Here is a 19,422-nt window from a genome sequence, read left to right as displayed (position 1 = left end):
TGGTTCTGTTGCCGGCCATCCGGGAGCTGAGGCTTTATTCTGTGTGGATGTATATAAAAAAATCTGTCGGGGAAGTCTCCCCGACAGATTTAACCAGTAATCTAAGTGAGTTTTTCAGAATGTGATGTCCATTTTCACTACAAAAGTACGGGGAGCGGCTACTGCCATCGGGCGGTAACTGTATTCTTTATTCAACAGGTTGTTGACCATGAATTGGAAGGCGACTTCTTTGGTCGCTTTTACCCCGAAGCGCAAGTCAACGGTGGCATAGTCTGTATTATGTTTTTTCCAGTAAGTAGCCAGTGTTTCTCCTCTCGATTTTCCGAAGAGGATCGTGCGTACATAGTCCATTAAGTCTTGTTGTTGCTTTTCACGTTCGTCCATCATGAGGTAGTCCACTGCCAGTATCTTGCTCTTCCATGCAAAGTTGGCACCCAGATTGATACGCTTCCATTGAAAATCGACCGTGGCTTTAAAGCTGTGCTTCGGGCGGTATTTCAGATATTTGCCTGTATTCGACTTCTCCTTCATCTGAAGGGCGTCGGTGTATAAATCTTCTATTTCATTACGTTCCTTGTAGTCGGCATCGCGGGGCTCAGTATATACATATCCCAGATTATAGAATAGTTTCGTATTCTTGTTGAAGTCATAAACGCCGTTTGTCGAAATCTCCATACCGTAGATTTGCGCTTTCGATACGTTGTGGAACTGTGCTCCGATACCGAAACCTTTGCCGTCCGTCACCATCTGGATGGCATCGCTGATGCTGTTGATCATGCTGTAGTCTGCGTTATTGAACAGTCCGAACTGAAATTCAACCATGTCTCTGTACTCGGTATAGAATCCGGCTACGTCTACAAATCCTTGGAAGTTGCCGATCTTGTATCCTTGCTTGAATCCCAGTTCGGCATTGTAACCTTTCTCCGGTTTGATGTCGAGGTTCGGATAGATACCTACTCCTCCGATGTCCTTGCGGAGATATTTCTCGTTGATGGACGGGTTGCGGTAACCTTGTCCGGCGCTGGCACGGATAAAGCTGTAATCGGCTAACTGATAGTTCAGTCCGGCACGGAACACGGGGCGGAACGGAACTTTGGCTCCGAATATTTTCGTTTCTGCTTCACGGTGATGGTTGTTCACACGGTAGTATTCGGCTCGTACCCCTGCCGATACGCTCAGGCGGTCCCAGAAGCGCTGGTCGTACTGGAAGAAGGCGGCTACATTATCGCTTTTGTACACCTGATCCATGATGGAAGAATTGTAGCGGACGTGCTCGTAAGTCATTCCGGTAGTGATCTGTGCGCCGCCGTCCCATTTCTTGTTGAACTGGTAGTCAAGATAATAGTTATAGTTCTTGTCCGTTTTCGTCTGGACGTTGTTTCGGGTCGGATTCATTACGTTGGATAGCCAGGGGATGAGATCACTGGGGACTTGTCCGTTTTGTATGCCGTTCATCAGGTCACTTGGCAGTCCGTTGTCCATCACCCACGAGATGAGGTCACAATAATCGGCGGTGGTGGCGTTGGGGAAGATGTTGCCCAAGGAAGTGAATACCCCGTTCATGGCATCTTCCAGATTATTGTTGATCAGACCGGAACCGATGCCGACCAATGCCGGGTAGAGCGAACTGTAATCGCCGCCTGCTATATTCTGTATAGTCTGGGCGTTCGTTCCCATATTCCCAAGAATATCAGTGATGGATGCTCCCTGACTGGGCTTGACTATGTTGTCGGCACTATGGTAGAAACGTCCTTTGATCTTGTGTGACGTTCCGTTTTCCGGATTTACGTAGTTGATGAACGGGTCGATGTGGAAGTTGTTTTCTTCGCGCCCCATGTTGGTGAAAGGAGAAGGTTTGTAAACTTCTGTTGGTGATCTCCAGATGAAGAAGTCTCCGTACTGATTGGAAAGAAAGTCAACGTTTAGACCATAGTTCAATATCTTCATACCCATGTCCGGTTGATGATAAGTCAGGTTGCCGCCCATGCGGAAACGTTTGTTATATCCTTGCTGCCGGTATCCTTCATCGGTAAAGAGGTTAATGCTTCCGCTGACGTCAAAGTTGCCGATACGGCGGGAGTGGGAGAGATCGAATCCCTCATAAATAGGGTTTCGTATGCCGCTGAGAAGGTTTCCGCGCAGGATGGGTTTGACGGAATACTTGTCGTCTTTCCAGAAACTCTTGTCGCTCCATTGGTATTCGTCATTCTCGGCATCGCCATATATACCGATATAGGCGCTGAAGCGGGTTTTCGGTGTCAATCCCGGACGGGCGGTACGGATATTGATAATACCGTTGAGAGCAGACGAACCGTACAAAACGGATGAGGCTCCCTTGATTACTTCTATCTGTTCGATGTTTTCTAGAGGTACGGTGTTCCAGTTGATTTCTCCGGTTTTTGGATTTAGGGTGCTCATTCCGTCTACCAGAATCTGGCTGCGGGCACCTACTCCGTAGGTCCATCCGCTGCCGCCACGCATGGAAGGCTGTTTGTCCACAATGTCCACGCCGGGCAGCGTGCGGAGAGTAGAAGTGATATCTGTCGGTGCCTGACGGGCGATATCGCCTGCTTTCACCAAGTCCATGGATACGGTGACATTACTGAGCTTTTGCTCAAAGCGTCCGGCGCTTACCACTACCTCTTCCAGCAGCTTGGTACTTTCTTTCATGTACACGTCTTTAGTGATCACTTCACGTTTGCCGATAACAATGGGCATCAGAACGTCTTCATAACCGATATAGCTGAACACAAGGTCGACACCTCCCTCCGGAAGTTTGATTTCATACGCTCCGTTTATGTCGGACACGGTTCCCTGATTGCCGTGCAACTTGTACGTTACCGCTGCGCCAACCAAAGGTTCATTGGTATTGGCGTCATATATATGTCCTTTCAACGTCTGGGCAAAACTAGTCCCGAATCCGGCAAGGCAGATGAATAATGTCAGAATATATAGTTTTTTCATTGTTTCTGTAATTTATGTTTTTTCTTCTGGTGGAAAGTCTCATTCATTTTTGTCTGTCAGGTCGAGTCCCAAGTCCAGTTGGGTGATGATAGACCAGTTGTCATACAGTGGACCTAAATAGGAATTGTACAACATCGGACCGAAGTTAGGAATACCTTCCATCACTGGCTGAAGATGGGGGATGAAGGCTATGAGAGGACTCAGCGCTTCCCTGTTCAGATAGATATGCGTATGTCCGTTCTCCTTTTCTATCTGCATGGGGATGCCTTCCTTTATCCACGAGAAGAACATCTGAAAACTTTGGTGATCCATATTGGCGATCATAGATAATAAAGAGTTGTCCAATGATTCGCTCACAACTCCCAGTAGAGTCTTCAGTAAGAAAGGATTGGATTTCAGGATAGCATCTGCAATGCCTGCTATCAGATGAGCATCGACCGTCTGTCCCTGCCCTTGCATGACCAGGCTGATAATGCCCGGAAGGTTCAGTTTGACATAGAGAAGGTCATTTTTCAGATACCAGAAAGCCAGTCCCCGGGGAGACTCTGCATAATTGCGTCCCTGGGTTGCGGCAGTAATATCATCGGCAGACAATGTATTGAACATTAACTTCATCATAATGAAATTAATGACTTGTTGCTGGGATGCGGGATTATCCATGTCGATTTCGCTGAACTTCTGTTCCCCCAATTGCAGTTCGTCCGATGTATATTCGGCCGTAATGTTTCCGTCGGATTCCAGAGTGACACTTTTGAGTAATTGCGGTAAGAGGTATCCTCCCATGCCTTTTATAATAACGGATACGGTTGCGTACAAACTTCCCGCATCCTTTACCATCTCTAAATCCATGTCGGTATAAAGGGCTGCTGTCAGTATCTGATTGTCCGACTCTCCCCATTCATATTCGCCGGTTGTCTGATTGCGTACGACATCTTTTCCTCTGCCGCGTGTCAGTTCGCTCATCTGATAAGTTTTTATCCATTGATTTTGCGGCATCGTTACATTCAAATCCAGTTTCATCGTTTTCGGAGTAATGGAGCCGGCGTATTTCACAGTTGCTCCCGCGCACGAAACTGTTTCTCCGCTGAACGTATAGTTGTCTTCCTGCTCTGATAAGTTTATCCGGAATGATGTCTCTTTTTCTCCCGGAATGATATCGTTTAATGTCAATGTTCCTTTTTTACTGTCTTCCGTCTGAAAGTTGACGGTTTTTCCGATTAACTTTTCTCCGCTGTAGGTCAGGTCCAGAGTGGATGGTTTGATATACGAGCCATATTCCTGGCTGAGTTCTCCCGGCCAGAACAGCTTGTCATTGTAGGTTTCTTCGCAAGATGCAAGGAAGAATGTTGTACAAGCTACATAAAATAGTTTTCGTAATGTTTTCATTCTCTTTTTTGTTTTTATTTCAACGTATTTATTAAAACATTGCAAATGTCGGTTAATATTGTTTCTACATCAAGCTCTATTCTTGGTATTCGATGTTCTATTTTAACTATTTTATATGCACGTGTATTTGAATAGATAATTGTAATGTTCTCTTTTAAATAATAGATGTTCTGTTTTTCATATTTTAATAAAGGACTTGGAGGAAATTCGAATGGAAAAAGATATCTTTGTGGAACTAAATTTCTTAATTATGATCATAGATGATGCTCTTCCCAAGTTTGACCTTCCGGTCGATTTTGTTACAGATGACAGCATAACCGGCGATATTCTGAATCAATACGGTCATTTTCCCTGCCATATAAAGGCGGGAGTCTTTGTTCTTTGCACGCGGGGAACTGTACGTGCCACTATCAACCTGTCCGAGTATACCATTACCCATAATGACTTTGTGACTGTCCTCCCCGGATCATTCATACAGATTCACGAAGTATCTTCGGATACCCGTGTTTGCTTTGCGGGCTTTTCTTCGGAATTTATCTCCCGTGTGAGCTATGTAGAGACTTATCTGGATTTTCTTCCTATGATTTTGGACAACCCTATTATGACATTACAGGAAGAGGTAGCGCAATTATACCGAAACGCTTTCAGCCTGCTTATCCGTGCCTATTCTTTACCGAACACACTGGATAACAAAGAAATATTAATGTCTATTTTTACTATATTCTTTCAGGGGGTGGGTGAGTTGTATAAACGCTGTAAGCCGACTACCAACGAACCTATCAAGCGGGAACATGAACTTTATCGCCAGTTTATCCAGTTGCTGATGACTCATTATACGCAGGAACACGAAGTTTCTTTTTATGCGAAGAAGTGCGGAGTGACTCCGGCTCACTTTTCCGGTGCTATCCGTAAAGCCAGCGGGCATAGCCCTTTGGCGATTATCACGGGAATTATTATCATGAATGCCAAGGCACAATTGAAGTCAACCCGATTGCCTGTAAAGGAAATTGCTTTTTCATTAGGATTTAATAATCTTTCCTTTTTTAATAAATATTTTCGTAAACATGTGGAAATGACTCCACAGGAATATCGGGAATGCTAATGGATGACGGTAGTCAGACCGATGATGAATGGGGATGCTCCGGAGGATGGTAAAACAGCAGTTTACCGTTGAAATAAGTCCTTTGGTCGATTATATTTGTGGAGATGAAGCAGCGATTCTATCTTTGTATCAGTAATTTGGAACAATGAAGCATGGAAAGACTGCGTAAACAACAATTGCTGGAGCAGAGCATTTATGGGGCTATTTGGATTGTTATTTTTCTTCTCCCATTGATAGGAGGATACTTTGCTGTCAGTGGTGGACTTGAAAAAGAAGAAATCCGTGTAATTGTTTATGATTCGTGGTTGAGCATTCTTCCTTTTTTCGTATTGTTTCTGTTGAATAATTATGGATTAGTTCCGTATTTCCTGTTTAAGAAAAAGTACTGGTATTATATTATTTCTTTGGTTTTTCTAATCTCTACTGCTTGTTGGGTTATTCCTGATCCTTCTATGGAGCGTTTTCCAAAGGAATTCAGATATGGCGATCTTCGCAAGGGTAAAGGAAAAATCCAGAGAGACCAGATTATTAAGATGAGAGAGAAGGCTCGGCAGGAAGAGTCTGTTCATTGGGAAACGCCTCGGGCAAACGATCCGGCTTTGGAAAAAATGCAACGACCGGGCGGCTTCCCTAAACCGACTCTTTATCCCATTCCTCCCTTCACCATCCGTTACCTTATTCATTGTGTAATTGCCTTTTTGATGGTAGGGTTTAATATTGCTGTCAAGCTGTTTTTTAAATCCTTTCGTGATGAGGAAATGCTGAAAGAACTGGAGCACCAGCGTTTACAGTCGGAATTGCAGTATCTGAAGTATCAGATAAATCCGCATTTCTTTATGAATACACTGAATAATATCCATGCACTAGTGGATATTGATACGGGAAAGGCTAAGAGTACGATTGTAGAACTTTCTAAACTTATGCGCTATGTGCTTTACGAGGCCAGTAATAAAACCATTCTGCTATTGCGCGAGGTTCAGTTTCTAGAGAATTATGTCACTTTGATGAGCTTGCGCTATCCAGAGAAAGTTTCTATTGAAAAGAATTTCCCTCTTGAAGTGCCCGAAGTTCAAATTCCTCCTTTACTTTTTATTTCTTTTGTGGAGAATGCCTTTAAACATGGAGTGAGCTACAGGAAAGAGTCATTTGTCCATGTTGTAATGCAACTGGAAGAAGGAAACCGTCTTGCTTTCAGATGTACCAATAGTACGGGGACTTCGTCTGACGAGCAGCATCACGGTATCGGTTTGGAGAATATACGCAAACGGTTGCGGCTGTTGTTTGGCAATGACTACACCCTCTCCATTACTGAGGAAGATGATAAATTTGATGTATTACTTATTATACCTTTATTATAATGAAATGTATAGCGATTGATGACGAGCCTTTAGCATTGAAGCAATTAACGGATTATATATCCCGTGTCCCTTTTCTATCTTTAGTCAAGTCCTGTCAGGATGCTTTTGAGGCGATGAAGGTGTTGGCAGACGAAGAGATAGACTTGATATTTGTGGATATCAATATGCCCGATTTGAATGGACTGGATTTTATCCGCTCTTTAATCAGCCGTCCGATGGTGATCTTTACTACTGCTTATTCTGAATATGCGGTAGACGGTTTCAAACTGGATGCTGTCGATTATCTGTTGAAGCCGTTTGAATTTCAGGATTTGCTGAAAGCAGCGGATAAGGCGCGAAAACAGTACGAATACCGGCTATTGGAACAGCAGGGAGAACTGGGAAATAGTTCGCAGATCAAAGGAGATTCCTTGTTTGTAAAGAGTGACTACAAAGTGGTGCGCATTGATGTGAAAAACATCCGGTATATTGAAGGGATGAGCGAATACGTGCGTATCTGTATAGAAGGAGAGGATAAACCGGTCATAACCCTTGCCAGTCTTCAAAAAATGGAAGAACGGCTTCCAACGTATTTTATGCGGGTACATCGTTCTTACATTGTCAATCTGCGTAAGATAACCGAAGTTTCCCGACTTCGTATCATCTTTGATAAAAATACATATATTCCTGTTGGTGATAATTATAAGGAGAGATTTTCGGAACATATCAGCAAGTTGAGTTTCTCTTAAGTATTTGGCTATTTACAGTATACAAGAGAACATCATTAAACATAAAAGCTCCGGAAGTAATCTTAACTTCCGGAGCTTTTATGTTTAAATAAGAGTGAATCTTTATTTGATACCTAGTTTCTTTGCAATTTCTTTAGGAAGTGCATCTTTGTGTACCAGGATATTCATTGTTTTGTAAGCAACGAATGCTTTGGATGCATACCAGATGCCTTTGTACTTACCACTTGTACCCCAAGAGTTCTTTACCATAAAGTATTCTTTTCCATTCTGATCTTTGGCGATACCGTAGATTACCATTCCGTGGTCATCTGTAGTTTCCCAGTTGTCGAAAGCTGTCTGGCGCATTTCCTGAGTGATTTCCATTTCCGGAAGCGGTTTGGAAGTCAGTTCTTTGCGTTTATCGGCAGCAGTCAGACCTGTCCAGCGAGCCATATCCGAGCCGGTAAGTTCTGCTCCTTTGGCAGCATCCGGCATTACGGCAACACCGTCACGGGTGAAACCTTGTTCGCTGACGTCACTACCCCATGCGAATGTATATCCTTGCTTTACAGCGTTGTCCATTACAGCCATGAACTCGTCGAGCGGAAGATTGTAGGACAGACCATTACGCCAGTTGTCCTGAATCTCGATAGCGAATTGAGAATAGAAAGGATGGTGTGTATATGAAGTTAGTGACACATAATCTTCAGCTTTCAGTCCGAGCGATTCAGCGAAAGTCTTCGGAGTATATTCCTTGCCTTTGTAAGTGAAGTTCTCCGGGCACGTTCCCAAATAAGTATCGTAGATGGCGCTAAGACCTTTCTTCCATACCGGAGTCAGTTTAGTGAGTTTACCTTTGGCGATCGCATTGATGTATCCTTCTGCAACAGCGTCCAGTTCATTGTGTACCGGCAGTGTATCACCATACATGATACCCGGCATTGCTTCTTGCGGAACCAGTCCGTAATTCTTCATACAATAGATGATGTCATAGAAACTTCCGCCGGGAGAGAAAGAACTGTCGCCATGATAGCGTACATAGTTTGTTCCGCGGTCTTCCATTGTTTTGTGTACAACGAACATTTCCGAAAGGTCGTATTCACCTTTACCCAAACGTAGTAGTTCTGATTCCAGGAATCCCAAAGCAGAGAAACTCCAGCAAGTACTTGAACGATTCTGGTTCTTGATAGAAGTAATCGGATTTTCTTTCACTGTTGTGAAAACGAAGCCCTCTTCGGGTTTTGCGTCTTGTGCCATTGCGCTCAGGCTGAACAAGCCTAAGGCAGCGATAAGGATACTCTTTTTCATTCTGATGAAATTAATATTAAATTGTTTTGGTTACAAAGATATGGATTCCTTGGGGGAATTCCATATTCTTGCATAGATTTTGCATAAAAAAAGAGTAGAAAATGCTGTATCCCACCTTCTCTACTATACAAAAAGAGGAAAAGGCAATCGTATGTGATCACCTTTTCCTCTTTCTACATTTATTTTATTTTGATTCCGAGACTTTCTAAATCATCGAGAGTAACAGTATAATTCTCTCTGCTTTTCATCCGTTTCATTACTAACTGTCCGACTTGTTCGGCATCCCTTTTCTCCATGAAAGGTTTTTTACCGGAAATACAGGGTATGAAAGGCTGAAAAATCGTTATATGATTGTTGTGAGATATTTGATAGCCATATCCTCCGTTTACCTCAATCACTTCCATTGAAAAAGAAGGATCAGAAGAATCTGTATTAGAAAAAGATGCTTTGGAAAAAGACAGACAAGCGATTACTGTCAATATTCCTGCAACAGAGCATCCGAGTATCTTTTTCTTAGTCATTCTCTTCCCATTCATATGGATGTAACTCCCATGTATCGTCATAATAATAGCTGCTACTGCCTCCGGTAGTGATAATACCTCGTCTGCCGGTAGCGAAACAAACCGCTTTGATGCGTGAACTTCCTTTGAAAGGAGTGTAGTCAAAACCATCTTCCGTTTCACTGCTGCGCCATAAGTCTTTAGCAGGATCGTATATCCAGTAATTACTTCGGAAGCTACCGGAGGCTGTTTGTCCTAAAGTGATATATGCCTGATCGTCTATAATAAAAGCACAGCCGTAGGTGCGGGTGATTGATTTGTAATCGTCATCATAGTCGTCACTGCTCTGGTCTGTAATGTCACGGAGACGTACCCATTTGTTCTCTTCACTTTTGCTGGGATCGAACTTCCAGAAGTCATCGACATCCTTACCATTGTTTGTTCCTCCGACAATGTAGGCGACATTATCGATAATAAAGGAGAGTCCGCCGGTTCTTTTCTGACCGCCGAATCCGTTGACGATAGTCCATTGGCTGCCGGAAGCGGCTGTCGGATCAAAGCGGTAAAAGTCCTTGGTCTGTTTATCATCTTTAGACTGACCGGTGCCTACATAACCGTAATTACCGATAGCGAAGGCTATGGCGTTGATTCGGGCATCTCCGGGGTAGTCATCCATCTGTTTCCAGGTGTCCGTTGCCGGTTCATATTCCCATGTATCTTTTAAATATGCATATCCTCCGGTATGTAGTGGATCGTCATCTCTGTATACGGTATATCCCGTAGTCACATATCCTTTGGAGTTGATCGCAAATCCGACAGCCCCGTTCCGGGCCGCCGCCTCTTCGGGAAGGTCGGCACATTGCGTCCACCAGTCGTTATCGATATTATATTCCCAACAGTCTCTTTCCCGCTGGTCTTTTCCCCGATATCCACCGCACAAATATCCCCGGTTATCTATCACAAATCCGGCTGCGTCCTCCCTTGCCCTTCCGTCGAAATCAGAACGGCGATACCACACACCTAATGTGTCGTCATCATCATCTGAACATGAGAACATGGATAGCATAGCTATTGATACTAATAACAGTTGTAGTTTTTTCATTATTTCCATTCGTTTTATTACGTTTTAAACTTGGGGCAAATGTAGCTATCAATGCGGTTGAAGAAAAAAGATATCGACAAATAGCCCTATTTTCTCTATCGAACAAAACCGAGTCTATAAATAGCGGGAAATAGTCGATTAATTTTGGGGATGCTTTCCTAAAGGGGTTCCTTTGCAACTCAAAAATAATATTCATTATGAGACTATTAATTACACTTTTTTATTCATTACTCTTATTTTGTACAATATTCTCCTGTAGGGATGAATCTTCTTCCATTGGAAGTAAATGGGTAGAGAGTTCTTTTATAAATGTAGTGACAGATACGTGTATGGTGACTCTGAGCACATTATTAGCCGACTCGCTGGCAACTTCGGGAGATACGATCTGCCAGATCGGGCGATTTAAGGATGCTCTTTACGGAGAAATAAAAACTTCGTTTTATGCAGAATATCAAGTACCTTCTCACTCACTTAATGAGACTACTGACTATCAGTTTGACTCTATCACGTTCAAATGGTATACTTCCGGGGATTATCTGGGGGATACGCTGGTCTATCATCGTATTGACTTATATAGTTTATCGCAAGGACTCTCTCTGGAAGATAACGGTTACCTGTTTAATAAGACCAACGTTAGCTATAATCAGAATAATCATCTTGGTTCTGTCTCTATACGTCCTACACCCGGCTATCGGAACGAGTTGCATGAAACGCGCCTGCCTGACGAATGGGGAAAGAAGTGGTTTAATTTAATGCTGGAAGATGATGAATGTATGGAGTCTCAGGAGCGTTTCCGGGCTTTCTTCAAAGGAATAGCTTTTATTCCCGATGAAAACGGGACGTGCATCAACGGCTTTCAGGTGAACGATTCGAGTTTTTGTATTACCCTCTATTATCATGAACTGAAAGAGAAGCCTACGGAACAGACCTTAGTGTTCAATGCCAGCACTTCACTGAACTACACCAAGGTGGAACATGACCGTACTAATACTCCTTTGGAGAATCTCAAGGCAGGAACAGATTATGAACTGCCTTCTTCCGAGAGCGAACATCAGGTGTATCTGCAAGGGCTGACCGGTATGTATATCAATGTCGAATTTCCCTATCTGAATAATCTGAATCAGACCGGAAGGCTTGTTTCCATTGAAAGTGCAGTACTCAAGCTATATCCTATCAAGGGTACGTATAACGGCAAGTATCCATTGCCGAAATCGTTGTCTCTCTATACGGCAGACCAGAATAACGCCACTCAGAGTGTCATTACTGATATCTCGGGAAATACCGTACAAACGGGAAGCCTGGTGGAAGATAATGTCTATTATGAAGATACTCACTATTCGTTTGATATCACCTCGTTTATTCAGAATAATCTGGGGACAGCGGGGGAGAGCCGTGAGAAACTGCAAATATTCCTCTCTGACAATGCTTTTTATAATACCGTTCAGGGAGTGGTGCTGGGAGATAGCAAACATCCTGTGAATGACCATGATAATAATGTATCACTCACTATTTATTATAAGACATATACGAAATGAAAAGAAGAGTTTTATCTATCCTTATACTAGGTGCGAACTTATTGAATGTAGCTGCCCAAAATATGACGAGTTCTCCGGTTTCCATGTTCGGACTCGGCGAATTGTCCACCGGAGAAGGCGGAATTTATTCCGGTTTGGGTGGAGTCGGCATTGCATTGCGTGGAGAAAATGTGATTAATAGTGCCAATCCGGCTTCTTTAACGGGATTATTGCCGCAGTATTTCTTTTTCGATTTGGGTGTCAGCGGGTCTTATCTGAAATATTCACAGTCAGGAGCGAGCAATCATTCTCTGAATGGTAATCTTAATAATTTGGCTGTTGGATTCCGTATAGCTCCCCGTTGGTATGGAGCTATTTTTATGGCTCCTGTCAGTAGTGTAGGGTATGCCATATCGCTCGATCAGGATGTGGCGGGTACGGACGGAAGTACGGTGACTTCACTTTTTCAAGGTGAGGGAGGGTTATCCAAAATGGGCATCAGTGTTGCGCACGAACTGTGGAAAGGGCTTTCACTGGGTGCAAACTTTTCTTATGTGGGAGGAAGTATTTCACAAACAGAAACTCAAGGGAGTGCAACTGAAAGTAATAGTTCGCATAAACATACGATTTATGCTGATTTCGGATTGCAGTATACCTATAAGCTGGATTATTACCGTTCGGCAGTGGCGGGAGTCGTATATGGATATTCTCAAGACTTGATGCAGGATAATGATCATGCGGTGAGTAGTAGCAGTTCCAGCGGAAACATTGAAGAAAAAGGAAAAAAGTATCGCACTTGTTTGCCGCAGTTTATCGGCTTCGGAGCGTCTTATACTACGTTGCGCTGGATGGCTTCCATCGACTATAAATTTGTTGACTGGAGCCGGCTGGAGTCTTCGCATTCCAGTATAAGTTTTCGTAATCAACATCGTTTGATGCTGGGAGGCAGCTATACATTGGGAAATCCTTATAGTAAACCGGTACGTTTATTGCTAGGAGCAGGTATGGGCAACTCATATATTTCAGTGCATGATAAGACGACAACGAATTATTATCTGAGTACCGGACTTAATTTTGAGTTTCGTAGCCGCAGTACGCTTTCTTTAGGAGTGAAATATACAGATCAACTGAAGGTGAATTCGGGGAGATTTAAAGAGCAGAAACTTTCTTTTTTTCTGAATCTGACTTTCTCGGAAAAGACTTATAAGGCAAAATTGAAGTAACTGGCGGGGTATTTTCTTTATCTGGCGGGGTAGGGAGAGCATTCATAATATAGAGGTAGGTGTGTCAAAAGTAACTAAATTCCCCTCCTTCCCGAAGGAGGAGAGTTTAGTTACTTTTGACACACCTACCTCTATTATTTATTGCCTTTCGGTGTCACTACATAGTCTTCTTTTATAAACTCATCATAAACCCGTTTAGGATGATCGAATGCTGCGGTTCCATTCCTCTGTTCGTTGAAGTTTTCCCGGCGGAATTGTTTCAGCTTCAGGTTGTCTTCGGCATATTCTCTTAACTTCTTATGTTCACGTCCATAAAGTGAACTTTCAGTAACATCAGAATCAAGCAGGCTTTCTTTAGGAGTGATGGTGGGCAGGAGCACTTGTTCCAATAGTCCACGATAGGCACCGTTATATTCACACCAGACAAGATCGTTGGCAACGAATATACGATAGAAGTACTTTGACCATGCGGTTTTGATTTCGATGGATTGAGCGTAAATCTCAATCGTTGCTTCTGAACCATACGCTTGGTCACGGATCACGACGGTCGTCCGACCGCTGATTTCTTCCTTCACGGAAGTTTGCCATTTGTCGGAATGCAGGATTTCCTCAATGAGTTCCGGCAACTTTTCTTTAATTTCAAACTGTATTCTCATGGTGCTTGCCTGCGGGCAGGACTTTTTTTGAATTTCCTACTTAAAACAATTAAGCTAGCCTAAAGTTACATAGATTGAAGCAAAAAAACAAGATTTTGTTTGAATATTTACTATTTTTGCCAAACTATCTGCCTTTTTCGTTTGTTTTTATTATAATTATGCAACAAATAGCAAAAAAACAAGTTTATGCAGAATAAAGCCCGGAAGAATTATATTATTTATGTACTTATGCTCCTTCTGTTTGGAGGGTTGATTTATGTTGCTATTGAAGAGGGCGACAGGTTTTCACATCATGCTGCGAACACGTTAAACACGCTACAAGACGGGCCTTTTGCCATGTTTCTACAATTTATGCAAGATAATCTGCATCATCCGCTGACGACGTTACTTATTCAGATTATTGCCGTATTGTTGATGGTACGTCTTTTCGGTTATTTGTTTAGTCTTATCGGGCAACCGGGAGTGATTGGAGAAATCGTAGCAGGTATTGTCTTGGGGCCTTCTGTTTTGGGACTTTTTTCCCCGGAAGCTTTTCATTTTCTGTTCCCTGTCCATTCGCTGACCAATCTTGAATTGCTGAGTCAGGTCGGGCTGATCCTTTTCATGTTCGTTATCGGTATGGAACTGGACTTCAGTGTGCTGAAAAATAAGATAAATGAAACGCTGGTGATCAGTCATACCGGTATTTTAGTACCTTTCTTTTTGGGTATCCTGTCTTCTTATTGGATTTACGAAACGTATGCCGCCGATCATACTCCTTTTCTGCCTTTTGCCTTGTTTATAGGCATCTCCATGAGTATTACCGCTTTCCCCGTGCTGGCGCGTATCATTCAGGAACGAAATATGACCAAAACTCCTTTGGGGACTCTTGCGATTGCTTCTGCAGCTAATGATGATGTGACTGCATGGTGTTTGCTGGCTGTTGTTATTGCTATTTCAAAGGCGGGTAGCTTTGCCAGTGCTCTCTATTCTGTGGGATTGGCTGTAGCGTATATTGCAGTCATGTTTTTGGTTGTGCGTCCGTTTTTGAAAAAGGTGGGAGAGGTGTATGCCAATAAGGAGGCGATCAATAAAACGTTTGTGGCATTTATCCTGCTGATTTTGATTATTTCTTCCTGTCTGACAGAGATTATCGGTATTCATGCTTTGTTCGGAGCATTCATGGCAGGAGTGGTGATGCCGTCGAATCTGGGTTTCCGAAAGGTGATGATGGAAAAGGTGGAAGACATTTCTTTGGTTTTCTTCCTGCCGTTATTCTTTGCTTTCACAGGTTTGCGTACGGAGATAGGTCTGATCAATAGTCCGGAGTTATGGATGGTGTGTTTGCTGCTAGTGACAGTGGCCATAGTCGGTAAGCTCGGTGGCTGTGCCATAGCTGCCCGTCTGGTAGGTGAGTCATGGAAGGATAGTCTGACGGTGGGTACTTTAATGAATACGCGCGGATTGATGGAGCTGGTGGCATTGAATATTGGTTACGAAATGGGAGTTCTTCCCCCGTCTATTTTCGTAATTTTGGTCATTATGGCGCTAGTTACAACCTTTATGACCACTCCGCTGCTACATTTGGTCGAACGTTTCTTTGTACATCGGGAAGAAAAGTTATCTTTGAAGCGCAAACTTATATTTTGCTTTGGTCGTCCGGAGTCCGGGCGCAGTCTGCTTTCCATTTATGATTTGTTATTCGGGAAGCAGTTGAAGAAAGAACATGTGATTGCAGCGCATTATACAGTGGGTACGGATTTGAATCCGTTGGATGCACAGCATTATGAAAGCGAAAGCTTTGCTTTACTTAATCAAAGAGCTGTCGAACTGAATATTCAGGTAGACAATCACTATCGGGTGACGGATAAGCTGGTACAGGAAATGATTCATTTTATTCGCAAAGAGCACCCTGATATGTTGCTTTTAGGAGCCGGTAGCCATTACCGTCCCGAAATGCCGGGAACTCCGGGAGCTATTTTATGGCTGACGCTCTTCCGTGATAAGATTGACGACATAATGGAACAGGTGAAATGTCCTGTTGCCGTATTTGTGAATCGTAGTTATCGGGAAGGAGCACTGGTTAGTTTTGTTCTGGGAGGAATGATTGATGTATTCCTGCTTTCGTATCTGAATATAATGTTGCAAAACGGTCATTCGGTGCGCCTTTTCCTTTTTGAAACGGACGATGAAGAGTTTCATCAGTGCATAGATGACTTGTTGGCTCATTATGCTGATCAGATAGTAGTGGTGTGGTTTGCAGGAGTGGAAGAATTAGTAACCAAAGAGAAAGATGGATTGCTGGTAATGAGCCATCTTTCCTATACAAAATTATCCGAGGATGAGCTTGTGATGCGGGAATTGTCATCGTTGCTGGTTATTCGTCGGAATAAGAATAAGGGAGAAAAAAATGAAAGACTTGAAATTGGATGAGCATACAGGTTTAGTACTTGAAGGAGGCGGAATGCGGGGAGTATTCACTTGTGGGGTACTTGACTATTTAATGGATCATGATATTCGTTTTCCTTATGTGATCGGGGTATCGGCAGGAGCCTGTAACGGCTTGTCGTATGCATCCCGTCAGCGTGGTCGTGCCAAGTTCAGTAATATTGACCTGCTGGAGAAATACAATTATATCGGCCTGAAGCATCTGCTCAGGAAGCGTAACATTCTCGACTTTGATTTACTTTTCAACGAATTTCCCGAACATATTCTTCCTTATGATTATGATACATACTTTGCTTCTCCCGAACGTTTCGTGATGGTAACCACGAATTGTATGACAGGAGAAGCTAACTATTTTGAAGAGAAACGGGATAAAAGCCGTGTGATTGATATTGTCCGGGCGTCCAGTAGCCTGCCTTTTGTTTGTCCTGTCACTTACGTGGATGATGTTCCGATGCTTGATGGAGGAATTGTTGATTCTATTCCCTTGCAGAGAGCTATTGCGGACGGTTACACCCGTAATGTGGTTGTACTTACCCGTAATCGCGGTTACCGGAAAGACACGAAAGATATCCGTATTCCATCCTTTGTCTACCGGAAATATCCGAAGTTGCGCGAGGCATTGAGTCGTCGGTGTGCAGTTTACAATAAACAGCTGGAAATGGTGGAACAGATGGAAGATGAAGGAAAGATCATCGTCATCCGTCCGCAGAAACCGGTGATGGTGGACCGGATTGAACGGGATGTACAGAAACTGACAGAATTTTATGAGGAAGGATACGACTGTGCAAGAAACCTGTTCGAATTCTAAGTAAATAATAAATGACCTGTTTTGTTGATAGTCTGCATGAAGAATGCGGACTATATCTGTGATATTTATATATTTCTGTATAATATTTCTACAAATACTCTTCTTTTTCTTCAATTAATCCGATTTTAAGTCATTATTAATTCGTTTTTGTGGTATTTATTAAGGGATGCCCCTTTACTTTGCTGAAAAATATTTTTGGGCAGACTTAATAACATAACATGAAAAATAAAAGAATAACATGGTAAAAAGGTTTGATTGGTTGTTGGTGTGTTTATTGTTTTCAATAGGGGTGATGGCACAATCCGGCGGGAAACAGTATAATTCTTACAAGGGATTGGTCATGGCAGGTTATCAGGGGTGGTTCAACACCCCTGGTGACGGCTCGGGCCGTGGTTGGCATCATTATAATGGACGTAATGGTTTTCGGCCGGGGTCATGCTCGGTAGACCTTTGGCCTGAAGTGTCGGAGTATAAGAAACTCTATAAGACTGAGTTTTCCTTTGCTGACGGTAAACCGGCTTATGTTTTTTCTTCTCATGATGAATCTACGGTAGATGTACATTTTAAATGGATGCAGGAGTATGGACTGGACGGAGTATTTATGCAACGTTTTATTACGGAGATACGGAACGAAAGCGGATTGAAACATTTTAATAAGGTGTTGAATTCAGCGATGAAATCTGCTAATAAATACGAACGGGCTATCTGCGTGATGTACGACCTGAGCGGCATGCAACCGGGAGAAGAGCAGTTATTGCTGAAAGATATAGCAGAAATAGCAGAACGCTATTCTTTAAAAGACCATGCAAAGAACCCCTCTTATCTGTATCACAATGGTAAACCGCTGGTTACGGTTTGGGGAGTCGGATTTAATGATAATCGTCGCTATGGGCTGAAAGAAGCCGCTCATATTATTGACGGCTTGAAGTCACAGGGATTCAGTGTGATGCTTGGAGTACCTACGCAGTGGCGTACACTGAATGGGGACACAGAATCAGATCCCCGCCTGCATGAGCTTATCCGAAAATGTGATATCATGATGCCTTGGTTTGTAGGGCGTTATAATGAAACGACTTATCCCAAGTATCAGAAACTGGTGGAAGAAGATATTCAGTGGGCAAAAAAGAATCAGGTAGATTATGCTCCGCTGGTTTTCCCCGGTTTCTCATGGGGAAATCTGAAGGGGAAAGATCATAATTCGTTTATTCCCCGCAATAAAGGTTCTTTCCTTTGGACACAATTGATGGGAGCCATTCGGGCGGGTGCTGAAATGATCTACGTGGCTATGTTTGATGAAATAGATGAAGGGACGGCCATCTTTAAATGTGCTAAGAAGGTGCCCGTAGGTAAAAGTACATTTGTACCCCTTGAAGAAGGCGTGGAAAGCGATCATTATTTGAAATTGGTGGGAGAGGCCGCTAAGATTTTAAGAAAGGAAAAAGCTGTGGCATTTAGTACAAAGCTGGATACGAAAAGTCCGAATCCTTTTATCCGGCATATGTATACCGCTGACCCGTCAGCGCATGTATGGGAAGATGGCAGATTGTATGTGTACGCTTCTCATGACATTGCTCCTCCGCGCGGATGCGACTTGATGGACCGCTATCATGTATTCTCGACCGATGATATGATTAACTGGACGGATCATGGAGAAATCCTGAGTTCCGACCAGGTGCCGTGGGGACGGAAAGAAGGAGGTTTTATGTGGGCTCCGGATTGTGCTTACAGAAACGGCACCTACTATTTCTACTTCCCCCATCCCAGCGAAACAGACTGGAATGATAGCTGGAAGATCGGTGTAGCTACCAGTGACAAGCCTGCGGAGGGATTCAAAGTACAGGGATATATTGAGGGAATGGATCCGATGATCGATCCTTGTGTATTTGTGGACGATGACGGACAGGCCTATATCTACAATGGTGGCGGTGGCACCTGCAAAGGTGGCAAACTGAAAGATAATATGATAGAACTGGATGGCCCCATGCGGACTATGGAGGGACTCTCAGACTTCCACGAAGCGACCTGGATACATAAGTATAACGGAAAATATTACTTGTCTTATTCTGATAATCACGACGACGGAGAAAAACATAACCGAATGTGTTATGCCATCAGTGATTCACCTCTGGGGCCTTGGGAATACAAGGGAATTTACATGGAACCCACCGATAGTTATACCAACCACGGCTCTATTGTCGAGTTCAAGGGACAATGGTATTCTTTCTATCACAACAGTGCATTGTCCGGTCATGATTGGCTGCGCTCTATCTGTGTGGACAAACTGTACTACAATCCGGACGGCACTATAAAAATGGTGAAGCAGACTAAATAACAGATAGATCGATACACAGGCAATTAATAAATAGA

General features: G+C 43.2%; 14 protein-coding genes. 8 read left to right on the top strand and 6 right to left on the bottom strand.

Features of this window, described 5'->3' with window-relative positions:
• Positions 1 to 114: 114 nt before the first annotated feature.
• Together DW640_RS10685 and DW640_RS10680 are read right to left on the bottom strand one after the other, a co-directional pair.
• Entirely contained in the window at positions 115 to 2,964 is a 2,850-nt protein-coding gene (locus DW640_RS10685; protein ID WP_016266929.1) for a TonB-dependent receptor, read from the bottom strand.
• Positions 2,965 to 3,003: 39 nt separating this feature from the next.
• On the bottom strand, positions 3,004 to 4,350 hold the full coding sequence (locus DW640_RS10680) for a DUF4925 domain-containing protein (RefSeq protein ID WP_055229531.1): 1,347 nt from the start codon (positions 4,348 to 4,350) through the stop codon (positions 3,004 to 3,006).
• 250 nt (positions 4,351 to 4,600) lie between these two features.
• On the opposite strand from DW640_RS10680, the gene DW640_RS10675 reads away from it, so the two are divergent.
• From DW640_RS10675 to DW640_RS10665, 3 genes are all read left to right on the top strand, one after another.
• A complete protein-coding gene (locus tag DW640_RS10675; protein WP_016266931.1) occupies positions 4,601 to 5,452 on the top strand; it encodes an AraC family transcriptional regulator in 852 nt (283 codons plus the stop codon).
• Between the two features lie 152 nt (positions 5,453 to 5,604).
• Positions 5,605 to 6,810, top strand: a complete 1,206-nt coding sequence (locus tag DW640_RS10670) for a sensor histidine kinase (RefSeq protein WP_016266932.1) — start codon at positions 5,605 to 5,607, stop codon at positions 6,808 to 6,810.
• On the top strand, positions 6,810 to 7,538 hold the full coding sequence (locus tag DW640_RS10665; RefSeq protein ID WP_008763260.1) for a LytTR family DNA-binding domain-containing protein: 729 nt from the start codon (positions 6,810 to 6,812) through the stop codon (positions 7,536 to 7,538). The genes DW640_RS10670 and DW640_RS10665 overlap by 1 nt, the downstream gene beginning before the upstream one ends.
• Positions 7,539 to 7,640: 102 nt before the next feature.
• Here DW640_RS10665 and DW640_RS10660 read toward each other — a convergent pair whose 3' ends face one another.
• From DW640_RS10660 to DW640_RS10650, 3 genes are all read right to left on the bottom strand, one after another.
• Positions 7,641 to 8,825, bottom strand: coding sequence for an aminopeptidase C (locus tag DW640_RS10660; RefSeq protein ID WP_016266933.1), 1,185 nt, complete (start codon positions 8,823 to 8,825; stop codon positions 7,641 to 7,643).
• Between the two features lie 179 nt (positions 8,826 to 9,004).
• Positions 9,005 to 9,346: a DUF4907 domain-containing protein gene (locus tag DW640_RS10655; protein ID WP_008763262.1), complete on the bottom strand. Its 342-nt coding sequence runs from the start codon at positions 9,344 to 9,346 to the stop codon at positions 9,005 to 9,007.
• Complete coding sequence (locus DW640_RS10650; RefSeq protein WP_008763263.1) at positions 9,339 to 10,427, bottom strand: kelch repeat-containing protein; 1,089 nt, start codon at positions 10,425 to 10,427, stop codon at positions 9,339 to 9,341. The genes DW640_RS10655 and DW640_RS10650 overlap by 8 nt, the downstream gene beginning before the upstream one ends.
• 197 nt (positions 10,428 to 10,624) lie before the next feature.
• On the opposite strand from DW640_RS10650, the gene DW640_RS10645 reads away from it, so the two are divergent.
• Both DW640_RS10645 and DW640_RS10640 read left to right on the top strand, forming a co-directional pair.
• A complete protein-coding gene (locus DW640_RS10645) occupies positions 10,625 to 11,962 on the top strand; it encodes a DUF4270 family protein (protein ID WP_016266935.1) in 1,338 nt (445 codons plus the stop codon).
• The gene (locus DW640_RS10640) at positions 11,959 to 13,164 is read left to right on the top strand and encodes a hypothetical protein (protein WP_117578079.1); all 1,206 of its coding nucleotides are present in this window, start codon (positions 11,959 to 11,961) and stop codon (positions 13,162 to 13,164) included. Before DW640_RS10645 ends, DW640_RS10640 begins: the two co-directional genes overlap by 4 nt.
• 134 nt (positions 13,165 to 13,298) lie before the next feature.
• On the opposite strand, the gene DW640_RS10635 is transcribed toward DW640_RS10640, so the two are convergent.
• A complete protein-coding gene (locus DW640_RS10635; protein WP_008763266.1) occupies positions 13,299 to 13,820 on the bottom strand; it encodes a hypothetical protein in 522 nt (173 codons plus the stop codon).
• 186 nt (positions 13,821 to 14,006) lie between these two features.
• Here DW640_RS10635 and DW640_RS10630 point away from each other — a divergent pair, with 186 nt between their 5' ends.
• From DW640_RS10630 to DW640_RS24390, 3 genes are all read left to right on the top strand, one after another.
• Positions 14,007 to 16,232 (top strand): cation:proton antiporter, encoded by a 2,226-nt coding sequence (locus DW640_RS10630; protein ID WP_117578077.1) that lies wholly within the window; start codon positions 14,007 to 14,009, stop codon positions 16,230 to 16,232.
• The gene (locus DW640_RS10625; RefSeq protein WP_016266939.1) at positions 16,210 to 17,055 is read left to right on the top strand and encodes a patatin family protein; all 846 of its coding nucleotides are present in this window, start codon (positions 16,210 to 16,212) and stop codon (positions 17,053 to 17,055) included. The genes DW640_RS10630 and DW640_RS10625 overlap by 23 nt, the downstream gene beginning before the upstream one ends.
• Before the next feature lie 1,423 nt (positions 17,056 to 18,478).
• Entirely contained in the window at positions 18,479 to 19,387 is a 909-nt protein-coding gene (locus tag DW640_RS24390) for a family 43 glycosylhydrolase (protein WP_307838427.1), read from the top strand.
• Positions 19,388 to 19,422 lie beyond the last annotated feature (35 nt).

It is taken from the genome of Bacteroides sp. AM23-12, assembly GCF_003434395.1.
GTDB lineage: Bacteria > Bacteroidota > Bacteroidia > Bacteroidales > Bacteroidaceae > Bacteroides > Bacteroides thetaiotaomicron.
The sequence above is the reverse complement of the archived record's forward strand: the minus strand, read 5'-3'. Positions and strand labels throughout refer to the sequence as shown.